This window comes from Pseudomonas sp. S5F11, from assembly GCF_019641515.1.
Taxonomy (GTDB): domain Bacteria; phylum Pseudomonadota; class Gammaproteobacteria; order Pseudomonadales; family Pseudomonadaceae; genus Aquipseudomonas; species Aquipseudomonas rhodesiae.
On sequence record NZ_JAIFJZ010000001.1, the window covers coordinates 292,185 to 317,428 of the forward strand.

22 protein-coding genes are annotated in these 25,244 nt (G+C 63.9%); 17 read left to right on the forward strand and 5 right to left on the reverse strand.

Annotation, left to right across the window (positions count from 1 at the left end):
* Nucleotides 1-3 precede the first annotated feature (3 nt).
* Together K1567_RS01395 and K1567_RS01400 are read left to right on the forward strand one after the other, a co-directional pair.
* Entirely contained in the window at nucleotides 4-1,425 is a 1,422-nt protein-coding gene (locus K1567_RS01395; protein ID WP_220698025.1) for a cbb3-type cytochrome c oxidase subunit I, read from the forward strand.
* 278 nt (nucleotides 1,426-1,703) lie between these two features.
* Nucleotides 1,704-3,548 carry a nitric oxide reductase activation protein NorD gene (locus K1567_RS01400; protein WP_220698026.1) on the forward strand — a complete coding sequence of 615 codons (1,845 nt, stop codon included), beginning with the start codon at nucleotides 1,704-1,706 and terminating at the stop codon, nucleotides 3,546-3,548.
* On the opposite strand, the gene K1567_RS01405 is transcribed toward K1567_RS01400, so the two are convergent.
* Nucleotides 3,542-3,733 carry a hypothetical protein gene (locus K1567_RS01405; protein WP_034098470.1) on the reverse strand — a complete coding sequence of 64 codons (192 nt, stop codon included), beginning with the start codon at nucleotides 3,731-3,733 and terminating at the stop codon, nucleotides 3,542-3,544. The two genes, K1567_RS01400 and K1567_RS01405, sit on opposite strands and share 7 nt — an antisense overlap.
* On the reverse strand, nucleotides 3,730-4,446 hold the full coding sequence (locus tag K1567_RS01410) for a Crp/Fnr family transcriptional regulator (RefSeq protein ID WP_080758748.1): 717 nt from the start codon (nucleotides 4,444-4,446) through the stop codon (nucleotides 3,730-3,732). Before K1567_RS01410 ends, K1567_RS01405 begins: the two co-directional genes overlap by 4 nt.
* Before the next feature lie 222 nt (nucleotides 4,447-4,668).
* Here K1567_RS01410 and K1567_RS01415 point away from each other — a divergent pair, with 222 nt between their 5' ends.
* The 8 genes from K1567_RS01415 (at nucleotide 4,669) to K1567_RS01450 (ending at nucleotide 11,310) form a co-directional block, all read left to right on the forward strand.
* Nucleotides 4,669-5,859 (forward strand): NnrS family protein, encoded by a 1,191-nt coding sequence (locus tag K1567_RS01415; RefSeq protein ID WP_220698027.1) that lies wholly within the window; start codon nucleotides 4,669-4,671, stop codon nucleotides 5,857-5,859.
* Between the two features lie 9 nt (nucleotides 5,860-5,868).
* Nucleotides 5,869-6,300, forward strand: a complete 432-nt coding sequence (locus tag K1567_RS01420) for a membrane protein (protein ID WP_034098466.1) — start codon at nucleotides 5,869-5,871, stop codon at nucleotides 6,298-6,300.
* Between the two features lie 115 nt (nucleotides 6,301-6,415).
* The gene (gene pdxH / locus K1567_RS01425; RefSeq protein WP_034098465.1) at nucleotides 6,416-7,063 is read left to right on the forward strand and encodes a pyridoxamine 5'-phosphate oxidase; all 648 of its coding nucleotides are present in this window, start codon (nucleotides 6,416-6,418) and stop codon (nucleotides 7,061-7,063) included.
* 84 nt (nucleotides 7,064-7,147) lie between these two features.
* Nucleotides 7,148-7,702, forward strand: a complete 555-nt coding sequence (gene moaB, locus K1567_RS01430; protein WP_034098463.1) for a molybdenum cofactor biosynthesis protein B — start codon at nucleotides 7,148-7,150, stop codon at nucleotides 7,700-7,702.
* Nucleotides 7,699-8,931, forward strand: coding sequence for a gephyrin-like molybdotransferase Glp (gene glp, locus K1567_RS01435; protein WP_034098461.1), 1,233 nt, complete (start codon nucleotides 7,699-7,701; stop codon nucleotides 8,929-8,931). Before moaB ends, glp begins: the two co-directional genes overlap by 4 nt.
* 9 nt (nucleotides 8,932-8,940) lie before the next feature.
* Complete coding sequence (locus K1567_RS01440; RefSeq protein WP_034138464.1) at nucleotides 8,941-9,936, forward strand: peptidase U32 family protein; 996 nt, start codon at nucleotides 8,941-8,943, stop codon at nucleotides 9,934-9,936.
* 10 nt (nucleotides 9,937-9,946) lie between these two features.
* A complete protein-coding gene (locus K1567_RS01445; RefSeq protein ID WP_220698028.1) occupies nucleotides 9,947-10,837 on the forward strand; it encodes a U32 family peptidase in 891 nt (296 codons plus the stop codon).
* The gene (locus K1567_RS01450; RefSeq protein ID WP_213547329.1) at nucleotides 10,831-11,310 is read left to right on the forward strand and encodes an SCP2 domain-containing protein; all 480 of its coding nucleotides are present in this window, start codon (nucleotides 10,831-10,833) and stop codon (nucleotides 11,308-11,310) included. The genes K1567_RS01445 and K1567_RS01450 overlap by 7 nt, the downstream gene beginning before the upstream one ends.
* On the opposite strand, the gene K1567_RS01455 is transcribed toward K1567_RS01450, so the two are convergent.
* The 3 genes from K1567_RS01455 to K1567_RS01465 all read right to left on the reverse strand — a co-directional run bounded on the left by K1567_RS01455 (nucleotide 11,298) and on the right by K1567_RS01465 (nucleotide 14,560).
* Nucleotides 11,298-11,978: a Crp/Fnr family transcriptional regulator gene (locus tag K1567_RS01455; RefSeq protein WP_034114045.1), complete on the reverse strand. Its 681-nt coding sequence runs from the start codon at nucleotides 11,976-11,978 to the stop codon at nucleotides 11,298-11,300. The two genes, K1567_RS01450 and K1567_RS01455, sit on opposite strands and share 13 nt — an antisense overlap.
* A 135-nt stretch (nucleotides 11,979-12,113) precedes the next feature.
* The gene (gene narL, locus K1567_RS01460) at nucleotides 12,114-12,761 is read right to left on the reverse strand and encodes a two-component system response regulator NarL (protein WP_034098451.1); all 648 of its coding nucleotides are present in this window, start codon (nucleotides 12,759-12,761) and stop codon (nucleotides 12,114-12,116) included.
* On the reverse strand, nucleotides 12,758-14,560 hold the full coding sequence (locus K1567_RS01465; RefSeq protein WP_169903149.1) for a HAMP domain-containing protein: 1,803 nt from the start codon (nucleotides 14,558-14,560) through the stop codon (nucleotides 12,758-12,760). Before K1567_RS01465 ends, narL begins: the two co-directional genes overlap by 4 nt.
* 325 nt (nucleotides 14,561-14,885) lie before the next feature.
* On the opposite strand from K1567_RS01465, the gene K1567_RS01470 reads away from it, so the two are divergent.
* The 7 genes from K1567_RS01470 to K1567_RS01500 are packed head-to-tail and all read left to right on the forward strand — an operon-like array spanning nucleotide 14,886 to nucleotide 25,243.
* Complete coding sequence (locus K1567_RS01470) at nucleotides 14,886-16,127, forward strand: nitrate/nitrite transporter (RefSeq protein WP_034098447.1); 1,242 nt, start codon at nucleotides 14,886-14,888, stop codon at nucleotides 16,125-16,127.
* A 2-nt stretch (nucleotides 16,128-16,129) separates the two neighbouring features.
* A complete protein-coding gene (locus K1567_RS01475) occupies nucleotides 16,130-17,527 on the forward strand; it encodes a NarK family nitrate/nitrite MFS transporter (protein WP_034098445.1) in 1,398 nt (465 codons plus the stop codon).
* A 57-nt stretch (nucleotides 17,528-17,584) separates the two neighbouring features.
* The gene (locus K1567_RS01480; protein ID WP_034114041.1) at nucleotides 17,585-21,358 is read left to right on the forward strand and encodes a nitrate reductase subunit alpha; all 3,774 of its coding nucleotides are present in this window, start codon (nucleotides 17,585-17,587) and stop codon (nucleotides 21,356-21,358) included.
* A gap of 1 nt (nucleotide 21,359) precedes the next feature.
* Entirely contained in the window at nucleotides 21,360-22,898 is a 1,539-nt protein-coding gene (narH, locus tag K1567_RS01485) for a nitrate reductase subunit beta (RefSeq protein ID WP_034098441.1), read from the forward strand.
* A 3-nt stretch (nucleotides 22,899-22,901) separates the two neighbouring features.
* Nucleotides 22,902-23,657, forward strand: coding sequence for a nitrate reductase molybdenum cofactor assembly chaperone (narJ, locus tag K1567_RS01490; RefSeq protein WP_034098439.1), 756 nt, complete (start codon nucleotides 22,902-22,904; stop codon nucleotides 23,655-23,657).
* The gene (narI, locus tag K1567_RS01495; RefSeq protein WP_034098438.1) at nucleotides 23,650-24,327 is read left to right on the forward strand and encodes a respiratory nitrate reductase subunit gamma; all 678 of its coding nucleotides are present in this window, start codon (nucleotides 23,650-23,652) and stop codon (nucleotides 24,325-24,327) included. Before narJ ends, narI begins: the two co-directional genes overlap by 8 nt.
* A 10-nt stretch (nucleotides 24,328-24,337) precedes the next feature.
* On the forward strand, nucleotides 24,338-25,243 hold the full coding sequence (locus K1567_RS01500) for a peptidylprolyl isomerase (RefSeq protein WP_184336613.1): 906 nt from the start codon (nucleotides 24,338-24,340) through the stop codon (nucleotides 25,241-25,243).
* Nucleotide 25,244: the final 1 nt, after the last annotated feature.

The following is a 25,244-nucleotide window of genomic DNA, read 5'->3' on the forward strand; positions in this document are numbered from 1 at the left end:
GCCATGCGCAGCGCCAACCCCTATCTGAAATTCCAATCCCAGGCCGTGGCCAAACCCTACTTCGTGTTTGCGCTGATGCTGTTCGTCGGCCAGGTGCTGTTCGGGCTGATCATGGGCCTGCAATACGTAATCGGCGACTTTCTGTTCCCGCTGATTCCTTTCAACGTGGCACGGATGGTTCACACCAATCTGCTGATCGTGTGGCTGCTGTTCGGCTTTATGGGAGCCGCGTATTACTTGGTGCCCGAAGAGGCCGACCGCGAGCTGCACAGTCCCAAACTGGCGATCGTGCTGTTCTGGGTGTTCGCCGTGGCGGGGGTGCTGACCATTCTCGGCTACCTGCTGGTGCCGTATGCGGCGCTGGCCAAACTGACCCACAATGAATTGCTGCCGACCATGGGGCGTGAGTTTCTAGAGCAACCCACCATCACCAAAATGGGCATCGTGGTGGTGTGCCTGGGCTTTCTCTACAACATCGGCATGACCCTGCTCAAAGGCCGCAAAACCACGGTCAGCCTGGTGATGATGACCGGTCTGATCGGCCTCGCGGTGTTCTTCCTGTTCTCCTTCTACAACCCCGGCAACCTGGCACGGGACAAGTTCTACTGGTGGTGGGTGGTGCATCTGTGGGTGGAAGGCGTGTGGGAATTGATCATGGGCTCGATGCTGGCGTTCGTGCTGATCAAGGTCACCGGGGTCGACCGCGAAGTGGTGGAAAAATGGTTGTACGTGATCATCGCCATGGCCTTGATCACCGGCATCATCGGCACCGGCCACCACTTTTTCTGGATCGGCGCACCGCAGGTGTGGCTGTGGGTCGGTTCGATCTTCTCGGCCCTGGAACCGCTGCCGTTCCTGGCGATGGTGATGTTCGCCTTCACCATGGTCAAACGCCGGCGGCGCCAGCACCCTAATCGCGCGGCGACGTTGTGGGCCAAGGGCACCACGGTCACGGCGTTTTTCGGCGCGGGTGTATGGGGGTTCCTGCATACCCTGGCACCGGTCAACTTCTACACCCACGGCACTCAGCTCACGGCGGCTCACGGCCACCTGGCGTTCTTCGGCGCCTACGCCATGATCGTGATGACCCTGATCAGCTACGCCATGCCGCGCTTGCGCGGAATCGGTGAAGCGCCGGATGCGCGCTCGCAGACCGTCGAAGTGTGGGGCTTCTGGATGATGGTGCTGTCGATGGTGATGATCACCTTGTTCCTCACCGCCGCCGGCGCCGTGCAAGTGTGGTTGCAGCGCTGGCCGGTGGATGGCGTGGCACTACCGTTCATGGCCACGGTGGAGCATCTGCGCCTGCTGTTCTGGGCCCGATTGGTTTGCGGCCTGGTGTTCCTGCTTGGGCTGCTCTGCTACCTGTACAGCTTCCGGCAACGCGCCCGGATGGCTGGAGCAGCGGTGCCGATCGTTTACTGAAAGTAACGCGATCCCAATGTGGGAGCAGATTTGTTGTAGTGAGCAGGCTTGCCCTGCGCTGGGCTGCGAAGCAGTCCCATTCCAGACGATGCGTTTCATCTGGTATACCGAGGCGCCTGGCTGGGGGCCGCTTCGCAGCCCAGCGCAGGGCAAGCCTGCTCACCACAGCGTCAGGTGTCAGTCTGTGGAATTTGTTTAGACACCTCTGCCCAGCTGCAGCCCCTCACACATTTGGATCCCGGCGTGCCCGTCGAATCCCCTAACTTGGAGCCCATCCCATGGCCTTTACCCTGGAGCTGGAAGAGTGGGTCGGCAGTGTCTGGCATCGCTTTATCACTCGCCGTGCCCGCGTCGATTTCCCCCACGCGCGGGTCGATCTGGCCGACCGCCAGCGCAGCCTGGCGCTATTGTTCCGTGCCCTGGGCGGTGCCAGTGGGATCGCCCTGGAAGCTGCCAGCGAGCGCGACCTGCTGCTGCGTCGCAACCTGCTGATGCGCATCGCCGGCACCTGCAAGCAGGCGCCACTGGCCTGCTGCGATGGCAACCGCCTGCGCCTGCCGTCGAGCCTGGCGGTGTTCCCGACCGTCGCGTTGAACCTGGAGTTGTACCGCTGGCTGGCGCTGCTGGCCGCCCACGCCGGCCCCATGACCCATTGGGCCCGGGACAACCAACGCTGGACCTGGCTGCTGCTGCAACGCTACCCGGCGCTGCTGCCCGGCTACCAGCGCCTGGTGGAGGCCCATATCGCGTTGCGCCCCGACCCGGCCAGCCTCAATCGCGCTGAAGCCGCCCTGGAAAACGCCTTGCGCAAGGCCCTGCGCGAGCCCGGCAGTGTGCGCCAACTGCCCCGTAGCGAACGCGCCGCCTGGCCGTTGCCGTTATGGCTTTACCCGCCGTTGCACCTGGATTCGCCTCAAGCCCTGAACGATGAAGATGACGACGGCGACGACTTCGCCACCCCGCCCGGCGAGCAGCAGGGCGCGCCCAAACGTGCCAGTCGTGTGGACGATCACAGTCGCGACGGCGGCCTGCTGGTGGTGCGCCTGGAGAACCTGTTCAGTTGGAGCGAACACGTCGAGCTTGATCGCTGGTCCGATGACAGCCACGACCCCGACGCCGCCCGTGTCGCCGAAGACCTCGACCACTTGAGCCTGTCGCGCCAGCGGGTGCGCAAGAGCGGCGGCCTCAAGCTGCACCTGGACCTGCCGCCGGCGGATGTGGATGACATTCCCTTGGGGGAGGGCATCAAACTGCCCGAATGGGACTACCGCCGCCAGTGCCTGCAAGATGGCTTCGTCAATCTGCAAACGATGCAACCGCGCGACGCCCAGCCGCAGCCCTTGCCGCCGCGTCTACACGCCGAGGCTCGGCGCCTGCGCCAGCAATTTATGCGCCTGCGCACCGACCGCCAGTGGCAGCGCCAGCAAGCCCAAGGCAGTGAGTTGGACTTGCAGGCCTGGCTGGATTTTCACGTCGAGCGTCAGCACGGCGCGTGCGCCGAACGGGGTCTGTTCCTGGAGCAGCGTCACCATCATCGCGACCTCGCGTGCTTGCTGCTGGCGGACGTGTCGATGTCCACCGATGCGCACCTGAACGACGAGCAAACCGTGATCGACGTGATCCGCGACAGCCTGTTGCTGTTCGGCGAAAGCCTGGCGGGGGCGGGGGATCGTTTTGCGCTGTATGGGTTTTCATCCCTGCGTCGCCATCAGGTGCGTTTGCAACAGCTCAAAAGTTTTGCGCAACCCTACGGCGACCACACCCGCGGCGCGATCCAAGCGCTCAAGCCCGGGTACTACACGCGCATGGGCGCGGCCATTCGCCAAGCGACCCAGTTGCTCGGGGCCTGCACCCAACGGCGCAAATTGCTGTTGCTGTTGACCGACGGTAAGCCCAATGACCTGGACCTGTATGAAGGACGCTACGGCGTCGAAGACACCCGTCAGGCGGTGTTGGAGGCGCGGCTCCAGGGGTTGATCCCGTTCTGTATCACCATCGACAAACAGGCCGGCGACTACCTGCCGTACATGTTCGGTGCCCATGGCTTTACCCTGATCCGCCAACCCGGCCAGTTGCCCCAGCGCTTACCGCAGCTGTACCGGCAATTGACCGAACGTCAGTAGATGTCCCGTGGCAGCCAGAAGAACATGGCGATGCAAAACAACGTGAGGCCCACGCAGAACCATTGGAAGCGGCTCAGTCGGCGGGCCATGCCGCTGGCCTCGGACGCCGGCAGCGGCATGCCGCAGCCTTCGCAGGTATCGCGCTCCAGCGCGTTGCGCCGTTGGCAATACAGGCAGGTTTTCACTCGAATTGCTCCAGGCGCGCACGGTCGAGAATGGTGATCTGGCGACCGTCCTGAGTGATGATGTGTTCGTCGATCAAGCGCCGGATAATCCGCGAAAACGTCTCCGGCTGGATCGACAGGTGCCCGGCGATCAACTGCTTGGCCATCGGCAGTTCGAAGCGGCTGTCACCACCGTGCAAGTGCATCAGTTGAGTCAGCAGATAGCGCACCACACGGTGCGTAGCGTTTTTCAGCGACAGGGTTTCGATCTCGTTGACCCGCTGGTGCAGACGCATGCACAGCTTGCCGAGCAGGGCAAAGGTCAGGCGGCTGTTGCTGTGCAACAGGCGCATATAGGTGGCGTTGGACAACCGGTACAACTGGGTCGGGCACACCGCTTCAGCGCAGGCCACATAGTTGGGAGTGTCCATCAGCATCATTGCCTCGGCGAAGGTCTGTCGCTCGCCGATCACCTCAAAGACTTTCTCCTGGCCATCCGGGGTCAGGCGGTAGATCTTCACCGCGCCGGCAATCACGAAATAAAACGCCTCGGCCGGCTCGCCCTGGCGGAACAACGGCTCGCCTTTGTCTACGCTGAGCAACTGACTGCTGCTCATCAAGTCGTCCAGTTCCTCCTCATTCAGCGGTTCGAACAGGTGGTGGCTGCGCAGGATCTGGTGATGCACGCGATGCAATACCCGGCCTGGCTCCTTGAAAATCAGCGGGGCGTTCACACCAACACCAGGGACACGCCGCTTGCCGCAGCGAGCATGGAGCCAAGGATCACAAACCAGGCGAGGGGGACGTAGGCGTTTTTCATCGTGGCTCCACGGTGATAGTCAATATTGGCGTAGCGCAAGCGTACGCGCGATGGCCGGGCCGCGACTTGATCTACGACAAGGGCAACGCATGGCCATCGGCGCAACATCGTCACAGTCCTGAAGGGAGACCCTGTTATGCAAGTGCTCGATCGGCGCAAGGCCTTGTCGATTACCCCGTTGTTTCGCCTGGCTTTCCGGCCATTTTTCCTCGGCGCCTGCCTGTTGGCCGCGTTGGTTATCCCGTTATGGCTGCTGGCCCTGGGCGGGCAAACGGGGGCCTGGCAGCCAGCCGGCGGTTGGCTGGCCTGGCATCGGCATGAACTGCTGTTCGGCTTTGGCCTGGCGATCATCGCCGGGTTCTTGCTCACGGCCGTGCAGACTTGGACCGGCCGCCCGGGGCTCAGCGGCGGCGCCTTGCAGGGGCTGGCGGCGTTGTGGCTGGCGGCGCGCATCGGTTGGCTGCTGGATTTGTCCTGGCCGGTGCTCACACTGCTGGAACTGGCGTTCCCGCTGGCCGTCGCCGGCGTGATGGGCTGGACCCTTTGGCAAGTGCGGCAGTCGCGCAATTACCCGGTGGTGCTGGTACTGGCGCTGTTGGCCGTGGCGGACGGGCTGTCGCTGTATGGGCTGTGGCGCCAGGACGAAGGCTGGCAGCGCCAGTCGGTGTTGACCGGCGTGTGGCTGGTGGCGGCGATGATGGGCTTGATCGGTGGGCGGGTGATTCCGTTCTTCACCCAGCGCGGTGTGGGCCGCGTCGAAGCGGTCAAGCCGTGGCCGTGGCTGGACCGTCTGTTGCTCGGCGGCTCGTTGCTGGTGGCGGTGTTGTATGCCGTGGGGTTGGCGCTGTCGGCCAGCCCCTGGACCGGCGTGCTGTTCGCCGCGCTGGCGGCGGGGCATGTGGTGCGTCTGTTGCGCTGGCATGACCGGGGTCTGTGGCGGGTGCCGCTGCTGTGGTCGTTGCACCTGGCGTATGCCTGGCTGGCGGTGGCGTGCCTGGGCATGGCGCTGTGGCATTTCGGCGCGCCGCTCAACCCCAGCCTGGCGGTGCACGCCTTGACGGTGGGCGCCATGGGCGGGCTGATTCTGGCGATGATCGCCCGCGTCAGTCTTGGTCACACCGGCCGGCCCTTGCAGCCGCCCAGCGGCATGACCCTGGCCTTTGTACTGCTGAACCTGGCCGCTGTCTGCCGCGTGCTGCTGGTATTGGTGTGGCCGCTCGCCGCGCTGTGGCTGGCGGCGGTCTGCTGGACCGTCGGACTCGGCCTGTACCTGTGGCGCTACGGCCAGATGCTGTGCCGCCCACGTATCGATGGCCATCCCGGTTAGGAGAACGCAATGCTCTACTCTGGCTTACTGATCGTGCATCTGCTGGCGGCCATCGCCTTTATCGGCACGCTGTTTTTTGAAGTGGTGATCTGGCACAGCGCGCGCCAAGAGCTGGCATGGTCGGCGCAGTTCACCTCGGACCACGCCATCGCCCGGCGCGCGCGGCGGGTGCTGCATGCCGTGGTGGTGGTGCTGTACGGCGCCGGTATCGGCTTGGCCTGGCATTACCGCGGGGTGTTCAGCGTGCCGTGGGGCAGCCATTTTGCCGCGTTGCTGAGCCTCAAGATCGTGCTGGCCCTGAGCATCATCGGCCACTACGTGTGGCTGGCCTATCTGCTTAGTCATCAGCGCTTGAGCCCCCGGCGTGCGACGTGGATCCGCCGCAGCATCCTGGGGCATATGGTGCTGATCGTGGTACTGGCCAAACTTATGGTGCGCTGATCAGACGTATCGGTCGCCCCATGCGGCGTCATGCCACGGGCGAATGTTGATCGTGATCAAGGGATAAAGCCGCGGCAGTTCCCACACTGTGGCGAACTTTCCGGAGGACCGCGCCATGCCCTTGTCCCTTGCACAATTGCGCCGTAACTACACCCTGTATGGTCTGCGGGACGAAGCCGCGCAGGCTGACCCCATCGAGCTGTTCGGCCAATGGCTGAGCCAGGCGCGCAAGACCGAAGTGCCGCCCGCCGAGGCCAACAGCATGGCCCTGGCCACCGTCGACAGCCAAGGACATGCCCACTGCCGCATCTTGCTGCTCAAGGGTTTTAGTGCCGATGGGTTTTTCTTTTTCTGCAATTACCAGAGCGCCAAGGGGCAGGAATTGGCAAGCAACCCCCATGCGGCCATGACGTTTTTCTGGCCGGGGCTGGAGCGTCAGGTACGCATAGAAGGGCCGGTGGTGCGCGCCGATACGCAATTGTCCGACGACTATTTCGACGCGCGTCCGGCCGCCAGCCAGTTGGGCGCCTGGGCCTCGCCCCAAAGCCAGCCTCTGGCCCATCGCAGCGAGCTGGAAGGCCGCCTGCGCGAAGTCACCGAGCGCTTCGCCGGGCGCCAACCACCACGCCCCGAGCACTGGGGCGGCTACTGTCTGCAACCGCAACGCATCGAGTTCTGGCAAGGCCGCCCCGACCGCCTGCATGACCGCCTTGACTACCGCCTTCACGCGGGCACCTGGCAGCACACGCGCCTGGCCCCCTGACCGGCATACCTCCTTGGAGGAATAGGCCCTGCGCTCATTGCGGCGCAGGCTGACGCTCACTTTTCAATGCCTGGAGCCTGGATCATGGCCCATTTGACCCAACGGGATTTTGTCCCCCTGAACATCGCCGTGCTGACCATCAGCGACACGCGCACCCTCGCCACCGACACCTCCGGCCAGACCCTGGTGGACCGTCTGCAAGGCGCCGGTCATGTGCTGGTCGACCGTGGCCTGGTGATCGATGACATCTACCAGATCCGCGCGCAGGTATCGCTGTGGATCGCCGACCCTGACGTGCAGGTGGTGCTGATGACCGGCGGCACCGGTTTTACCGCCCGTGACAACACGCCCCAGGCGGTGGCGCCATTGCTCGATAAACAGGTTGATGGTTTCGGCGAGCTGTTCCGCCAGGTGTCCCTGGCCGAAATCGGCACCTCGACCCTGCAATCGCGCGCGCTGGCCGGCCTCAGTAACGGCGTGCTGGTGTGCTGCATGCCGGGCTCGCCAGGCGCGTGCCGCACCGCCTGGGACCAGATCCTCGCGGGCCAGTTGGACAGCCGCACCGGCCCGTGCAATTTCGTGCCGCACCTCAAGGCCCAGGCCAACCAGAACGTGGCGGCCTGCGGGGCGCGCTTATGAGCGCCTCGGTGTGCGACGCCGGGCACCTGATGCCGGTGGACGACGCCATTGCCCAATTGCTGGCCCAGGCGCCGCCGCCACCGGCGACCCAGGTGATCGGTCTGTCTGAAGCCCTGGGCCGGGTGGTGGCCGAGGACGTGTTTTCGCCCCTGGATTTGCCGAGTTGGGACAACAGCGCCATGGACGGCTATGCCCTGCGCGCCGCAGATGTGCCGGCCGAAGGCGGCTATCTGCTGGTGGCCGGGCGCGTGGCCGCTGGGCAAAGTCGTCAGCAAAGCCTGGAGGCGGGGGAGGCGGTGCGCATCTTTACAGGTGCGCCGTTGCCGCCCGGGGCCGACAGCGTGGTGCCCCAGGAGCGCTGCCGGGTGTATGCGCAGCGCGTGTGGTGCCCGCCGGTACGCCTGGGTGAGCACGTGCGCAAACAGGGCGAAGAACTACGCCGTGGCGCCACATTGATCAGTGCCGGGCAACGCCTGCGCGCCCAGGAAATCGGCTTGCTGGCCTCGGCCGGTATCCCGCGGGTAAAAGTCTATCGGCCGTTGCGCGTATGCCTGCTCAGCAGCGGCAACGAATTGCGCGAACCCGGCGAGACCCTGGTCCCTGGGCAGATCTACAACAGCAACCGCCATTGCCTCGCGGCGCTGCTGCGCGGCTGGGGTGTGGACGTGCATGACTATGGCGTGATGGCCGACCAATTGGCGGCCAGTCGCGATGCCCTGGCGCTGGCCTCGTCGGAGTGCGACCTGCTGTTGACCTCGGCCGGGGTGTCGGTGGGCGAGGAGGATCACCTCAAACAGGCCATCGAAGCCCTGGGCCAGGTGAATTTCTGGCGCCTGGCGATCCAGCCCGGCAAGCCGCTGGCTTTCGGCACCGTGGCGGGCAAGCCCTGGTTGGGGCTGCCGGGTAACCCGTCGGCGGCGCTGATCACCGCGCTGGTGGTGCTGCGCCCGTTTCTGCTACGGGCCCAGGGCATGACGCAGGTACTGCCCACCCCGGTGCAGGTGCCGGCGGGGTTCGAATGGCCCCATCCCAACCAGCGTCGCCAGTACCTGCGCGCCCGCCTGGACAGCGATGCGCACGGGCAATTGCGCGTGACCGTGCATCCGCAGCAAAGCTCGGCGATGTTGTCGGCCGCGTGCTGGGCCGACGGCCTGGCCATTGTCGAACGCGAACAGCGGGTGGTCAGGGACGACCCGGTGGCCTTCTTGTCTTTCACTGAATTCCTGTGAGGAACCCCCATGCAACTGGTTTGCCCGGCAGGCAACTTGCCTGCGCTCAAAGCGGCGGTGCGCCAAGGCGCCGACGCGGTGTACGTCGGTTTTCGCGATGACACCAATGCCCGACATTTCGCCGGGCTGAACATGGACGACAAGCAGTTCGACGGCGCCGTCGCGTTTATCCGTCAGCACCAGCGCAAGCTCTATGTGGCGGTCAATACCTATCCGCAGCCGAAGATCTGGGCGCGCTGGCAACGCGCCGTGGATCGCGCCGCCGACCATGGCGTGGACGCGCTGATCGCCGCCGACCCCGGGGTGCTCGACTACGCCCACCGGCACCATCCGCAGATGGCGTTGCACCTGTCGGTACAAGGCTCGGCCACCCACGGCGCGGCGTTGAAGTTCTACGCCGAGCGCTATGACATCCGCCGCGCCGTGCTGCCCCGCGTGCTGTCCCTGGCCCAGGTCAAGCAGGTGGCCGCCAGCAGCCCGGTGCCCATCGAAGTGTTCGGCTTCGGCAGCCTGTGCATCATGGCCGAGGGGCGCTGCCATTTGTCTTCCTACATCACCGGCGAGTCGCCCAACCTGTGCGGTGTGTGTTCGCCGGCCAAAGCGGTGCGCTGGAGCGAGGACGCAGATGGCCTCAGCGCGCGCCTGAGCGATGTGCTGATCGACCGCTACACCGCCGATGAACCGGCCGGTTACCCGACCCTGTGCAAGGGCCGCTTCCTGGTGGAGGGCAAGCGCTTCCACGCCCTGGAGGAACCCACCAGCCTGGACACTCTGGACCTGTTGCCCGAACTCAGTGCCATGGGGGTGGCGGCCATCAAGATCGAAGGCCGGCAACGCAGCCCGGCCTATGTGGAGCAAGTTACCCGAGTCTGGCGCGCCGCGCTGGACGCCCACCGCCTTGCGCCTGCCCGTTTTGCAGTGCAGGACCAGTGGCGCCAGGTGTTGGCCGGGTTATCCGAAGGCAGCCAGACCACCCTGGGCGCCTACCACCGTGCATGGCAATAAGGAGCGCTTGATGAAACTCAGCCTCGGACCGGTGCTGTTTTACTGGGACAAAGACCACTTGGGTCGTTTCTATTCGGACATGGCCGGCTTGCCCCTGGACGTGATCTACCTGGGGGAAACCGTGTGCGCCAAGCGCCGCGCCATGTCCCTCGACCATTGGCTGGGCCTGGGCCGCGAGTTGCAGGCCTGCACCTCGGCGCAGATCGTGTTGTCGAGCCTGACCCTGATCGAGGCCGCCTCCGAACTGTCGAGCCTGCGCCGCCTGTGCGACAACGGCGAGCTGCTGGTGGAAGCCAACGACATGGGCGCGGTGCAGATGCTGGTGGAACGCAAGTTGCCCTTTGTCGGCGGCCCGGCGCTCAACCTCTACAACGGCCACGCCCTGGTGCAACTGCTCGACGCCGGTATGCAGCGCTGGGTGCCGCCAGTGGAGTGTTCCCAGGACCTGATCGCCGATGTGCTGGAGCAGGTGCGTGAACTGGGGCGGCCATTGCCCGAAGTGGAAATCTTCGCCTACGGCCATCTGCCCCTGGCCTATTCGGCACGCTGCTTTACCGCCCGCGCGGAAAACCGACCCAAGGATGACTGCCGCTTCTGCTGCCTCAACTACCCCGACGGCATGCCCCTGACCAGCCAGGAAGGCCAGGCACTGTTTACCCTCAATGGCATTCAGACGATGTCGACCGAGGTCACCAACCTGTTGGCCGACTACGCCGGGTTGGTGCAGTGCGGCGCCGATCTGCTGCGGTTGAGCCCACGGGCCGAGGGCATGGTGGGCATCGTCAAAGCCTTTGATCAGGTGCGCCACGGCGCCACGCCGCCGCTGTATGTGGATGGCTGCAACGGTTACTGGCATGGCCAAGCGGGCATGCTGCGCGTCGAGGAGGTGGGCCTGTGCTGAAGCGTAAAGTGTGGTTGCTCAAAGGCGCTGACCGTCTGTTGCCGTTGCTGCGGCATGTGCCGTTCACGGTGCAGCGCCACGTCCTGCAACAAACCCTCAACCGCTGCCTGGCCGAACCGCTGCGCGACGGTGGGTTCGACCTGCTGCGTGGGCGCTGGCTGTGCCTGCGCATTCCCGACCTGGGACTGTGCTGGTACCTGACCCTGGCGCGGGATGGCTTGCGCATCGCCGAAAAAGCCGAGGCCCAGGTGAGCATCAGCGGCAACTGGCGGGAGTTCTTGTTGCTGGCCAGCCGGCAGGAGGACCCGGATACGCTGTTCTTTCGGCGCCGGCTAGTGATCGAAGGCGATACCGAGTTGGGCTTGGGGGTCAAGAACCTGATCGACAGCCTGGACCCGGACGTCTTGCCGGCTTGGCTGTGGCGCAGCCTGGAGCGGATGGGGAGGGGGGTGGTTGAACGTCAGCCGGCCTGATACCCCATCAACTGTTCTTCGCTCAAGATGCGGATGGTGCGCCGTTGGACTTCGATCAACCCACCCTCCACCAGCCGATGCAGAATCCTTGAAAAGGTCTCCGGCTGGATCCCCAGCTTGGACGCCACCAGGCGCTTGGGTACCTGCAACACCACCTCGCCGCTGACAGCATTGCGCTCCTGGAACAGAAAATTGATCACCCGGCGGCTGGCGTTGGCCAGGGTCAAGGTGTCGATGTCCTTGAGGCGCTGATGCAGGTGGATGCTCATGCTGCCCAGAATTGCCAGGCAGATCTTCGGCTGATCCTCCAGCGCGCGCCGGTAGTGTTGGCCTTCGATGCTCACCAGCACGCTGTCCTTGAGCGCCGTGGCGCTTACCGGATACGCCTTGGCCGCAGTGAACAGCAGCGCTTCGGCGAACGTCTGACCGGGTTGGATCACCTCCACCAGGTGTTCCTGGCCTTCACCGGTGACCCGATGCAGCTTGATCTGCCCACTGACCAGCAGGAAGAACCGTTCGGCCGCGTCACCTTGATGCAGCAGCGGAGTGTGACCGGGCACGCGCTTGAGATTGGCCAGGGTGCAGACATCCTGGAAGGTTTTTTCCGGGAGCTGGCTGAACAGGTGGTGCCGACGCAGGGTCAGGACGATATGGGGATGAGTGAGCATGCTTGGGCCTCCGCAAAGAGCTAGCGTAGGGCGCTTGAGCCGGTGTGGATATGCCTCTGTCGGGGTACCTCTGTGGTCTGAACTGCTGCTATCGGGGGCTTGCCCCCGATAACGGAGTATCAGCCCTGAACAATATCAACCCGCCTGCCGCAAATGCTCCATCGCCCACACCGCCGCTTCCACCCGCGAGCGCAAGCCCAATTTATGCAGCAGGTTCTTCACATGCACCTTCACCGTGCCCTCGGTGATGCCCAACTTATGCCCGATTACCTTGTTGCTGTAGCCACCGGCGATGGTCTTGAGCACTTGCCGCTCCCGTTCGGTCAACTCCACCGCCGCATGGGGCTGGGGTGAGCGCAACGCCTGGGCCAGCACCCGAGTCAGGCCGGGGCTGATCACCAGGGCGCCGTTCAACGCATCGCGGATGTATTCCACCACCAGTTCCGGCTCCATGTCCTTGAGCAGGTAGCCGTTGGCATCCAGGCGCAGCGCGTCGCGGATGTCGTCTTCGGCGTCGGACACGGTAAACAGCAGCACCTTGCCCGCATAGTCCATGGCGCGCAGGCGGCGTAGGGTTTCCAGGCCGTTCATGTGCGGCATGTTGTTGTCCAGCAGCACCAGGTCCGGTTGCAGGCTGTCGATAAGGTCGAGGGCTTCCTGGCCATTGCCGGCTTCGCCGACCACCCGCAGGTCGTCTTCCAGCTCAAGCATTTGGCGCATGCCGTGGCGCATCATCGGATGGTCGTCCACCAGCAGAAGGGTATGGCGTGGGAGGCTGTTCATGAGGCAGTGCTCGCTAAAGAGTGGCCGAGGAATTCCGGCCGGAAACCCAGGTGCACCCGGGTGCCCTGGGGCTCACGCGGGCTGATATCGAGTTGGCCGTGCAGGCTGCGGGCGCGCTCGTCCATGATGGTCAGGCCGTGGTGTTCGCGCCGGTCAACCTCGCCGCTGAAGCCGCGACCGTCGTCTTCGATGCTCAAACTGACGGTCTCACCGACCTGGCGCAGTTGCAGCCAGGCGTTTTGCGCATGGGCGTGGCGCAAGCAGTTGGATAGTGCCTCGCGGGTGATCTGCAACACATGGATCTGCTCGCTGGCCGACAGTTGGAAGGCCAGGGCATCCACATGCAGATGCACCTGGAATTCACCGCGCCGCGAGAACTCTTCGGCGGTCTCCGACAGCTCCTGCACCAGCCCGGCATCGTGAATCTGCAGGCGGAACGTGGTGAGCAGTTCGCGCAGTTGGCGGTAGGCGTTGTTTAGCCCCTCGCGCAGTTCGGCGGTGACGGTGGCCAGGGTTTCCACCGGTTCGCCACGGCGGATCAGCGTCTGCATACGGCTGACTTGCAGCTTCATGTACGACAGCGCCTGGGCCAGGGAATCGTGCAGTTCACGGGCAATGATGGTGCGCTCGTCCAACAGCAGCAGGCGGTGGTCCTGCTCGCGCTGGCGCTTTAGAGACAACGAGGTGCCGATCAGGTTGGCCAGGGCCTGGATCAGTTGTTTTTCCCAGTCCTGGGGCGCGTGGCCGTCGAGGAAGTGGGCCTTGAGTTCGCCCAGTTCCGAGCCCTGGTTGCTGATGCTGAAAATCTGCGGCGGCGCCACTTTGTGTTTCTGGCAGCTGGCGCAATCGCCGATGGCGCACACATTACGGCTGTCGCCACCGTGCAGGGCCAGTATCTGCTGGGCCGGCGCGAGAAAGTGGCCTTGCAGGCACAACGATAGACGCAGCCCCGGCAGGCGTTGCTGGAAGCGCCGGATCAATTCGTCCAGCCCTTCGGCGTTGGCCAGGCGCGTGGCCAGGCTACGGCTGCTCTGGTACAGCAGCTCCAACGCGGCGTTGGCCTGTTGCAGGTTGAGGGTCTTGAGCTGCACCTGGGTTTCGAGGGTGCGATGGGAGGCTTCGATGGTCTCGGCCATGGCGTTGAAGCTCAGGGCCAGTTGTCCCAGTTCGTCTTCGGAGCGGTGGTTGACGCGGGTTTTGAAATCGCCGTCGCGAAAGCGTCGGGTGGCGTGCACTAGTTCTTCCAACGGGTTGACCACCCCGTATTGCAGTTCATACAGGCCGATCAGCAGGATGATCAAGGTGCTGAACAGTGCCAGGCCCTGAATGCCTTGCTGCCAGCCTTGCTTCTGTTCGCTTTGTTGCTGCAACAGGCTGACGAAGTGGTTCAGTTGCTCGACGAACGCCGGGGCGTTGAGCTGGAAAAACGCCGCATCGCCGCGTATCAGCGCTGGGCGCAGCGCGTCGTGCCAGCGCTGCTGGATCTGCTGGTAACTCTGCAACAGCGCGCTGCGTGGGCCGTCTTCCAGCACGGCTTTGAGGGATTGGCTGTCGAGGCGGCTTTGCAGGCTGCGCGCGATCGCGTCAACTTCGTCGGCCGGCGCGGCGGCGGCGAGTTTCCAGCTCAGGTGGTAGGTCTCCATGCGTACTGAGCCTGCGGTATTGATCGCGGCCGCGTCGCCCTGGCTGAACCAGGCGATCAGCCCGGCACTCAGGGAGCTGGACAGGGCCAGGATGGCGATCAGGATAACGGCCAGGCCGGCGCGGGCGGGTAGGGAGCTGCGCAGCCAGTCAAGCATGGCGGCGTAATCGAAACAGGCGAAGGGGCAGCATAGTCGCACCAGGCATGGAAAAAAGGACTGAACACAGCCTTCCCTGGCGGACTACCTCTAAAGAATTGCCGGCGAACCCTCCCACGGATAAAAGCCGGCACAAGAGACCAATCCATTGATAAATAAAGGCTTTCTCTTGTTGTTAGGTCTACCTCCTTGGAGGTAGGCGCTGCCAGCATAGCCCTATACCCCCCAGGCGGACGTTGACCTGAGTCAAGTTCCACGGGGGTGTCGCCCCTAATCTGCGCCCATGGAATCACTTTCTGGAGCGCATACCGTGACTCAATCCCGTATGAGACAGGGCCTGGTGCTGGGCATGAGCACCTTGGCCTTCACCGTCTGCTTTATGGTGTGGATGATGTTCGCCGTGCTCGGCGTGCCCATCAAAGAACTGCTGGAACTCAACGAAACTCAATTCGGCCTGCTGGCGGCGACTCCGGTGTTGACCGGTTCGCTGGTGCGCCTGCCCCTGGGCTTGCTCACTGACCGTTTCGGCGGGCGCATTGTGTTTTTCCTGTTGATGCTGACCTGCGTGTTGCCGCTGTACCTGATCACGTACGCCAGCGCTTATTGGCAGTTCCTGGTGCTGGGCCTGTTTGTCGGCCTGGCCGGCGGTTCGTTTTCGGTGGGCATCGCCTACGTCGCCAAGTGGTTCGACAAAGACAACCAGGGCTTTGCCATGGGCGTGTTTGGCGCCGGCAATGCCGGGGCGGCGGTCACCAAGTTTCTCGCCCCCGCGCTGATCGCCCTGGGCACCTGGCACCTGGTGCCCAAAGTGTTCAGCGCCATCCTGTTTATCACCGCGCTGCTGTTCTGGTTTCTCACCAGCGAGAACAAGAGCCACCGCAGCGTCGGCGGCGCCACCCTGCGCCAGCAGTTGCAGTGCCTGAAAGACCCGGCCGTGTGGCGCTACTGCCAGTACTACTCGATTGTGTTCGGCGGCTACGTGGCACTGGCCCTGTGGGTGACCAAGTACTACGTGCAGGAATACGGCTTCAGCCTGCAAAGCGCGGCGCTGCTGGCCGCCTGTTTCTCGCTGCCTGGCGGCGTACTGCGCGCAGTGGGCGGTTGGATGTCCGACCGCTGGGGCGCTCAGAGCGTGACTTGGTGGGTGCTGTGGGTGAGCTGGATCTGCCTGTTCCTGCTCAGCTACCCGCAGACCCAACTGCAGGTGATGACCGTCAACGGCCCGCTGGATTTCCACATCGGCCTGAACCCGACCCTGTTCACCGTACTGCTGTTTGTCATGGGCATCGCCTTCGCCTTCGGCAAAGCCTCGGTGTTCAAGTACATCGCCAATGACTACCCACAGAACATGGGCGCGGTGTCCGGCATCGTCGGCCTGGCCGGTGGCCTGGGCGGCTTTGTGCTGCCGATTCTGTTCGGCGCCCTGGTGGACCTCACCGGCGTGCGCTCGTCCTGCTTCATGTTGATGTATGGCGTGGTCTGGGTGTCCCTGACCTGGATGTACCTCAGCGAAATTCGCAAGCAACCGCTTTTGGGCAACACCGCCCAACGTCTCCAAGGAGAATGAACATGTCCATCGCGCAAAAGCCCGAGTCGGGCCCGGTGATCCATGACTGGCGCCCCGAAGACCCCGCCTTCTGGGGCGCCAGCGGCAAGAAGACCGCCACTCGCAACCTGTGGATCTCGATCCCCGCGCTGTTGCTGGCCTTCGCCGTGTGGATGGTGTGGAGCACGGTGATCGTGCGCCTCAATGCCATCGGCTTCAGTTTCAGCACCGATCAACTGTTCTGGCTGGCGGCCTTGCCGGGGCTGTCCGGCGCCACCTTGCGGGTGTTCTATTCGTTTATGGTGCCGATCTTCGGCGGCCGCCGCTGGACCGCCCTGAGCACCGCGTCGCTGCTGCTGCCGTCGCTGTGGATGGGCTTTGCGGTGCAAGACCCCAGCACCCCCTACAGCGTCTTTGTGCTGATCGCGCTGCTGTGCGGCTTCGGCGGCGGCAACTTCGCCTCCAGCATGTCCAACATCAGTTTCTTCTACCCCAAGGCCCAGCAGGGCACTGCGCTGGGCCTGAATGCCGGCCTGGGTAACCTGGGGGTGTCGGTGATGCAGTTCTGCGTGCCGCTGGTGATCACCTTTGGCGTGTTCGGCCTGATCGGCGGCCAACCCCAGACCCTGCCGGACGGCAGCCAATTGTGGCTGCAAAACGCAGGCTTCATCTGGGTGCCGTTTATCCTCACCGTCACTGTGGCGGCGTGGTTTGGCATGAATGACTTGTCCAGCGCGCGCGCCTCGTTCGCCGACCAGGCGGTGATTTTCAAGCGCAAGCACAACTGGCTGATGTGCTGGCTGTACCTGGCGACCTTCGGTTCGTTCATCGGCTTCTCGGCGGCGTTTCCGCTGCTGATCAAAACCTCGTTCCCCGACGTGGTGGCGCTGAAATTTGCCTTCCTCGGCCCGCTGGTCGGCGCCCTGGTGCGCCCACTCGGCGGCTGGCTGGCGGACAAACTCGGCGGCGCGCGAGTGACCCTGTGGAACTTCGTGCTGATGATCGCGATGGTGTTCGGCGTGCTGCACTTTCTGCCGCAGAACGGCGAGGGCGGCAACTTCTACGGCTTCCTCGGCATGTTCATGTTGCTGTTCATCACCACTGGCGTGGGCAATGGCTCCACCTTCCGCATGATCCCGGTGATCTTCCGCACCCAGCATGAAAAAGCCAGTGCCGGTAAATCTGCCGCCGAGCGCGAGCAGGCCCTGAAGGACGCCGGTAAGGAATCCGCCGCCGTGCTGGGTTTCAGCTCGGCCATGGGCGCGTTCGGCGCGTTTTTCATTCCCAAATCCTTCGGCACGTCCATGGCCGCCACCGGCAGCCCGGCGATGGCCTTCTACATGTTTGTCGGTTTCTACCTGAGCTGCATTGTCGTGACCTGGTGGTGGTACGCCCGCAAAGGTTGCGCCACACCCTGCTGATCGACCACGAATTCGCGGGGCAACGCACCCCACGGCACGCCTGATGAGGAAAGCACCATGAGTCACTTACTGGATCAATTGCGGTTCTTCAACCGCAAGCAAAACGAATTCTCCGAGGGCCACGGCGAGACCCGCAAGGAGTCCCGCGACTGGGAAAACGTCTACCGCTCGCGCTGGCAGTACGACAAGATCGTGCGCTCCACCCATGGCGTGAACTGCACCGGTTCGTGCTCGTGGAAGATCTATGTGAAGAACGGCCTGATCACTTGGGAAACCCAGCAGACCGACTACCCGCGCACCCGTAACGACCTGCCCAACCACGAGCCCCGCGGCTGCCCGCGCGGCGCCAGCTACAGCTGGTACATCTACAGCGCCAACCGCCTCAAGTACCCGAAGATCCGCAAGCCGCTGCTCAAGTTGTGGCGTGAAGCGCGCCTGACCCTGCCACCGGTCGAGGCGTGGGCGAGCATCGTCGAGGACAAGGCCAAGGCCGACTCGTACAAAAGCAAGCGCGGCATGGGCGGTTTCATCCGCTCGAACTGGGAGGAGGTCAACGAGATCATCGCCGCCTCCAACGTCTACACCATCAAGCAATACGGCCCGGACCGTATCGTCGGCTTTTCGCCGATCCCGGCCATGTCCATGGTCAGCTATGCCGCCGGTTCGCGTTACCTGTCGCTGCTGGGCGGGGTGTGCCTGAGCTTCTACGACTGGTACTGCGACCTGCCACCGGCCTCGCCGATGGTGTGGGGCGAGCAGACCGACGTGCCCGAATCGGCCGACTGGTACAACTCCAACTACATCATCGCCTGGGGTTCCAACGTCCCGCAGACCCGCACCCCCGACGCGCACTTTTTCACCGAGGTGCGCTACAAGGGCACCAAGACCGTGGCTATCACCCCGGACTATTCGGAGGTGGCCAAGCTCACCGACCTGTGGCTCAACCCCAAACAAGGCACCGACGCCGCCCTGGCCCAGGCGTTCAACCATGTGATCTTCAAAGAATTTCACCTGGACAAGCCGAGCGCCTACTTCACCGACTACGCCAAGCGTTACACCGACCTGCCGGTGCTGGTGATGCTCAAGCCCATGAGCGGCTTCGCGCCGGGCGCGGGCTTCCAGCCGGATCGTTTCCTGCGCGCCTCGGACCTCACCGGCAACCTCGGCCAGGACAACAACCCGGAATGGAAAACCATCGCCCTCGACGCGAGCGGCGAGCTGGTCTCGCCACAAGGCGCCATCGGCTACCGCTGGGGCGAGAAGGGCAAGTGGAACATCCTCGCCAAAGAGGGCGGTGAAGGCCGCGCCATCGACCTCAAGCTCAGCCTGATCGGTGACGACGTGGCCGAAGTCGCGTTCCCGTACTTTGCCGGCGAAGCCCACGAGCATTTCCAGCATGTGGCCGGCGACGCCGTGCAGTTCCGTCGCGTACCGGTACACAGCGTGACCCTGGCCGACGGCAGCGTGGCCAAGGTCGCCACCGTGTTCGACCTGTCGGCGGCCAACCTGGCCATCGACCGTGGCCTGGGCGGCAGCAATGTGGCCAAGGACTACAACGACGCCAGCGTACCGGGCACCCCCGCGTGGCAGGAAGCGATCACCGGGGTCAGCCGCGAGAAAGCCATCCAGATCGCCCGTGAGTTCGCCGACAACGCCGACAAAACCCGTGGGCGTTCGATGATCATCGTCGGCGCAGCGATGAACCACTGGTACCACATGGACATGAACTACCGCGGGCTGATCAATATGCTCATGCTCTGCGGTTGCGTCGGCCAGACCGGCGGCGGCTGGGCCCACTATGTCGGCCAGGAAAAACTGCGCCCGCAATGCGGCTGGCTGCCCCTGGCCTTCGGCCTGGACTGGAGCCGCCCGCCACGCCAGATGAACGGCACCAGCTTCTTCTACGGCCACAGCTCCCAGTGGCGCCACGAGAAGATGAACATGCACGACGTGCTCTCGCCCCTGGCCGACAAAGCACAGTTCCCCACCCATGCCTTGGACTACAACATCCGCGCCGAACGCGCCGGCTGGTTGCCCAGTGCGCCGCAGCTCAACACCAACCCGCTGCACATTTGCCGTGACGCCGCCGCCGCCGGCATGGACCCCAAAGACTATGTGGTCAAGTCCTGGCAGGACGGCAGCCTGCGCTTTGCCTGCGAGCAGCCGGACAGCCCGGTGAACTTCCCGCGCAACATGTTTATCTGGCGCTCCAACCTGCTCGGGTCCTCAGGCAAGGGCCACGAGTACATGCTCAAGTACCTGCTGGGCACCAAGAACGGCGTGATGAACGAAGACATCGGGTTTGGCGGCGAAAGCAAGCCCACCGAAGCCGAGTGGGTCGACGACGGGGCCATCGGCAAGCTGGATCTGGTGACCACTTTGGATTTCCGCATGTCGTCCACCTGCGTGTATTCCGACATCGTCCTGCCGACCGCCACCTGGTACGAAAAAGACGACATGAACACCTCGGACATGCACCCGTTTATCCACCCCTTGTCGGCAGCCATCGACCCGGCGTGGGAGTCGCGTTCGGACTGGGAAATCTACAAAGGCATCGCCAAGGCGTTCTCGGCCATGGCCGTCGGGCACCTGGGTGTCGAGCAAGACCTGGTGACAGTACCGCTGATGCACGACAGCGTCGGCGAGCTGGCCCAGCCGTTTGGCGGCACCGACTGGAAAAGCGCCGGGGTGGCACCGGTGCCGGGCAAGAACGCGCCGAACATGGCGGTGGTGGAGCGCGACTACCCGAATATCTATAAGAAATTCACGTCCCTGGGCCCGATGCTGGAAAAGCTCGGCAACGGCGGCAAGGGCATCAACTGGAACACCGACGATGAAGTGGCGTTTCTGGGTGAGCTGAACCACCACGAAGGCGACGCCGGCGTCAGTCACGGCCGGCCGAAGATCGACACGGCTATCGACGCGGCCGAGGTGATTCTGTCATTGGCCCCGGAAACCAACGGCCATGTGGCAGTCAAGGCCTGGGCGGCGCTGTCGGAATTCACCGGTATCGACCACAGCCACCTGGCCCTGCCCAAGGCCCACGAAGCGATCCGCTTCCGCGATATCCAGGCGCAGCCGCGCAAGATCATCTCCAGCCCTACCTGGTCGGGCCTGGAAGACGAGCATGTGAGCTACAACGCCGGCTACACCAACGTGCATGAAAACATCCCATGGCGCACCATCACCGGCCGCCAGCAGTTCTACCAGGATCACCCGTGGATGCAGGCCTTCGGCGAGCAGCTGATGAGCTACCGGCCACCGGTCAACACCCGCACCATCGCCGGCGTGAAAGGCAAGCGCAGCAATGGCGAAACCGAGATCGTGCTGAACTGGATCACCCCGCACCAGAAGTGGGGCATCCACAGCACCTACAGCGACAACCTGCTGATGCTGACCCTGAGCCGTGGCGGCCCGATTGTGTGGCTCTCGGAAGTCGACGCCCAGCGCGCCGGCATCGAGGACAACGACTGGATCGAATGCTTCAACGTCAACGGTGCCTTGACCGCCCGCGCGGTGGTCAGCCAGCGCGTCAAGGAAGGCATGGTGATGATGTACCACGCCCAGGAACGCATCGTGAACGTGCCGGGTTCGGAAACCACCAAGACCCGTGGCGGCCACCACAACTCGGTGACCCGCGTGGTGCTCAAGCCGACCCACATGATCGGCGGCTACGCCCAGCAAGCCTACGGTTTCAACTATTACGGCACGGTCGGTTGCAACCGCGACGAATTCGTCGTGGTGCGCAAGATGGCCAAGGTCGACTGGCTCGATGGCTCCAGCGGCGATGACCTGCCGCGCCCATTGCCGACCGATATCGAGGAGAACTGAGATGAAGATTCGCTCACAGATCGGCATGGTGCTGAACCTGGACAAATGCATCGGCTGCCACACCTGCTCGATCACCTGCAAAAACGTGTGGACCAGCCGCGAAGGCATGGAGTACGCCTGGTTCAACAACGTCGAATCCAAGCCCGGTATCGGCTACCCCAAAGAGTGGGAAAACCAGGACAAGTGGAAGGGCGGCTGGGTGCGCAATGCGAACGGCTCGATCAACCCGCGCATCGGCGGTAAGTTCAGGGTGCTGGCGAACATCTTCGCCAACCCCGACCTGCCGAGCCTGGACGACTACTACGAACCGTTCGACTTCGATTACCAGCACCTGCACACCGCACCGTTGGGTGAGCACCAGCCCACCGCGCGGCCGCGCTCGGTGGTGTCGGGCAAGCGCATGGAAAAGATCGAGTGGGGCCCCAACTGGGAAGAAATCCTCGGCACCGAGTTCGCCAAGCGCCGCAAGGACAAGAACTTCGATCAGATCCAGGCCGATATTTATGGCGAGTACGAAAACACCTTCATGATGTACCTGCCGCGCCTGTGCGAGCACTGCCTCAACCCGGCGTGCGCGGCGTCGTGCCCCAGCGGCGCGATCTACAAGCGCGAAGAAGACGGCATCGTGCTGATCGACCAGGAAAAATGCCGGGGCTGGCGCATGTGCATCAGCGGCTGCCCGTACAAGAAAATCTACTTCAACTGGAAAAGCGGCAAGTCCGAGAAGTGCATCTTCTGCTACCCGCGTATCGAAGCCGGCATGCCCACCGTGTGCGCCGAAACCTGCGTGGGGCGCATCCGCTACCTCGGGGTGCTGCTGTACGACGCCGACCGCATCAGCGAAGTGGCCAGCACTGCCAACGAGCAAGACCTGTACCAAAAACAGCTGGAAATCTTCCTCGACCCAAATGACCCGGCAGTGATCCGCCAGGCCCTGGCCGATGGCGTACCGCAGTCGGTGATCGACTCGGCCCAGCGTTCGCCGGTGTACAAAATGGCGGTGGATTGGAAACTCGCGCTGCCGCTGCACCCGGAATACCGCACCTTGCCGATGGTTTGGTACGTGCCGCCGCTGTCGCCGATCCAGAATGCTGCGGCCGCCGGCACCGTGGGCATGAATGGGGTGATTCCGGATGTGGACAGCCTGCGTATTCCGCTGCGCTACCTGGCCAATATGCTCACCGCCGGCGATGAAAAACCGGTCAAGCGCGCACTCAAGCGCCTGTTGGCGATGCGCGCCTACAAGCGCTCCCAGCAGGTCGAGGGCGTGCAGGATTTGCAAGTGCTGCGCGACGTCGACCTGAGCGTGGAGCAGGTGGAAGAGATGTACCGCTACCTGGCCATCGCCAACTACGAAGACCGTTTCGTGGTGCCCAGCGCCCACCGTGAAGACGCCATGAGCGACGCGTTCGCCGAGCGCTCCGGCTGTGGTTTCAGCTTTGGCAGCGGCTGCAGCGGCAGTTCCGACACCAATATGTTCGGCGCCAAAAAGGCCAACCGCCGCGACGTGCTGAAAACCGTCCAGATCTGGGAGGACTGAGCCATGCGCATTCTTAAAGTGATTTCGCTGCTGCTGGACTACCCCACCGAGACCTTGGTGAACGGCCGCGACGAACTGGAACAAGCGATTCTCGAAGCACGGGAAATCAGCCCCAAGCAACGCGGCGCGCTGTTCGAATTGCTGGAGCTGATCTGCGGCAATGACCTGATGGATGGCCAGGAACACTACGGCGCGTTGTTTGGCCGTGGTCGCTCGCTGTCGCTGTTGTTGTTCGAGCATGTACACGGCGAGTCCCGGGACCGGGGCCAGGCCATGGTCGACATGATGGCCCAGTACGAAGCCGCCGGGTTCGCCATCGGCGTCAAGGAGCTGCCGGACTATATCCCGCTGTACCTGGAGTTCCTGTCCACCCGCGAAGACATCGAGGCCCGCGAGGGCCTGGCGGATGTGGCGCACCTGCTGGCCTTGCTGGCTGCGCGGCTGGAGGAGCGTGAGAGCGGCTACGCCAGTTGCTTGCGCGCGCTGTTGCAGATCGCCGGCGCGGAGCCGCACCAGGCCGTGGCCGAACTGCGCGCTCAGGTGGCCGCCGAGCCGCGCGATGACTCCCTCGAAGCCCTGGACAAGGTCTGGGAAGAAGAGGCCGTGGACTTTATGCAGGCCGAGCAACAGGACCGTTGCAGTGCGATGCCGAGCGCGCCGGGCAAAGCCCGTGAAGAAAGCGCGGTGCCGTTGCATTGGGTGGATTTTCAGCAAGAAGGCCGGGCCGCAGTGCCCGCCGGGGAGGTGGGTAATGTCTAAGTGGAATTTGCTGGTATTCGGGATCTACCCCTACGTGGCCCTGGCGATCTGCCTGTTGGGCAGTTGGGCGCGGTTCGACTTGTCGCAGTACACCTGGAAGGCCGGCTCCAGCCAAATGCTCAATAACCGGGGCATGCGCGTGGCGAGTAACTTCTTCCATATCGGCGTGCTGTTCGTGCTGGCCGGGCACTTTGTCGGCCTGCTGACGCCGGCGTCGGTCTATCACCATGTGATCAGCACCGAGCACAAGCAACTGTTGGCGATGGTGTCCGGCGGCTTCTTCGGCCTGCTGTGCCTGGTGGGCCTGCTGATGTTGGTCAAGCGCCGCCTGGGCGATCCGCGGGTGCGCGCCACATCGAGCCCCTCCGACATCCTGATCCTGCTGGTGTTGCTGGCGCAGTTGCTGCTGGGGCTGCTGACCATCGTGGCCTCCACTGGGCATATGGACGGCTCGGTGATGGTGATGCTCGCCGACTGGGCCCAGAACGTGGTGCTGCTGCGTCCGATTGAAGCGGCGGAGTCGATCGCGCCGGTGTCGCTGATCTACAAGGCGCACGTGGCGCTGGGCTTGAGCCTGTTTGTGCTGTTCCCGTTTACCCGTCTGGTGCATATGGTCAGCGCGCCGATCTGGTACCTGGGGCGTCGTTATCAAATCGTGCGGCAGAAGTGAGGAGCACACCATGACTAGCGGATGCGGATGTGGCGGCGGTAACGCTGGCAGCGGCGGTTGCGGTTCGGCGACCAAGGAGCCGGTGGTTGAAGCCCCGGTAGCGTTGGAGCCTGAATTGATCGCCAGCAGTGAACAGCAATGGCCGATCATCAGCGTCAACGGCGTGGCGATCACGCCGGAGGCGATGGCCCTGGAGGTGCAGTATCACCCGGCGCAAAGCCGCGAAGAGGCGGTGTACCTGGCCGCCCGCGCGCTGGTGATCCGCGAGCTGTTGCAGCAGCGCATCGCCGCGCTGGGGTTGGCGGTGGGCATCGGCGCCGGCGAGAACCCAGAAGAAGCGGCTACGCGCCTGCTGCTGGAGCGTGAAGTGAAGGTGCCCGAGTGCGACGAGGCCACCTGCGTGCGCTTCTTCGAGAACAATCGCGGGCGCTTCCACAGCGCGCCGTTGCTGGCGGTGCGGCACATCCTGCTCGAATGCGCGCCGGACGATGCTGAGGCCCGCCACCTGGCCCATGTGCAGGCCGAAGTCCTGCTGCTGAGCCTGACCCAGAACCCCGGCAGTTTCGCCGAGCTGGCGCTCAAGTACTCCGCGTGTCCGTCCAAGGCACAGGGTGGCTCCCTGGGCCAGGTCAGCAAAGGCCAGACCGTGCCCGAACTGGAGCGCCAACTGTTCACCCTGGCACCGGGCCTGGCGGATAAACCGTTGGAAAGCCGCTACGGCTGGCACGTGATCAGCGTCGATCAGCGCATCGAAGGCCAGGCGCTGCCGTACGAAGCGGTGGCCACGGCGATTCGCACCCAACTGCAACAGGGCGTATGGCAGAAGGCGCTGGTGCAGTACCTGCAAACCCTGATCGGCGCGGCGGACATTCGCGGCATCGCGCTGCAGGGCGCCGACTCGCCGTTGGTGCAGTGAC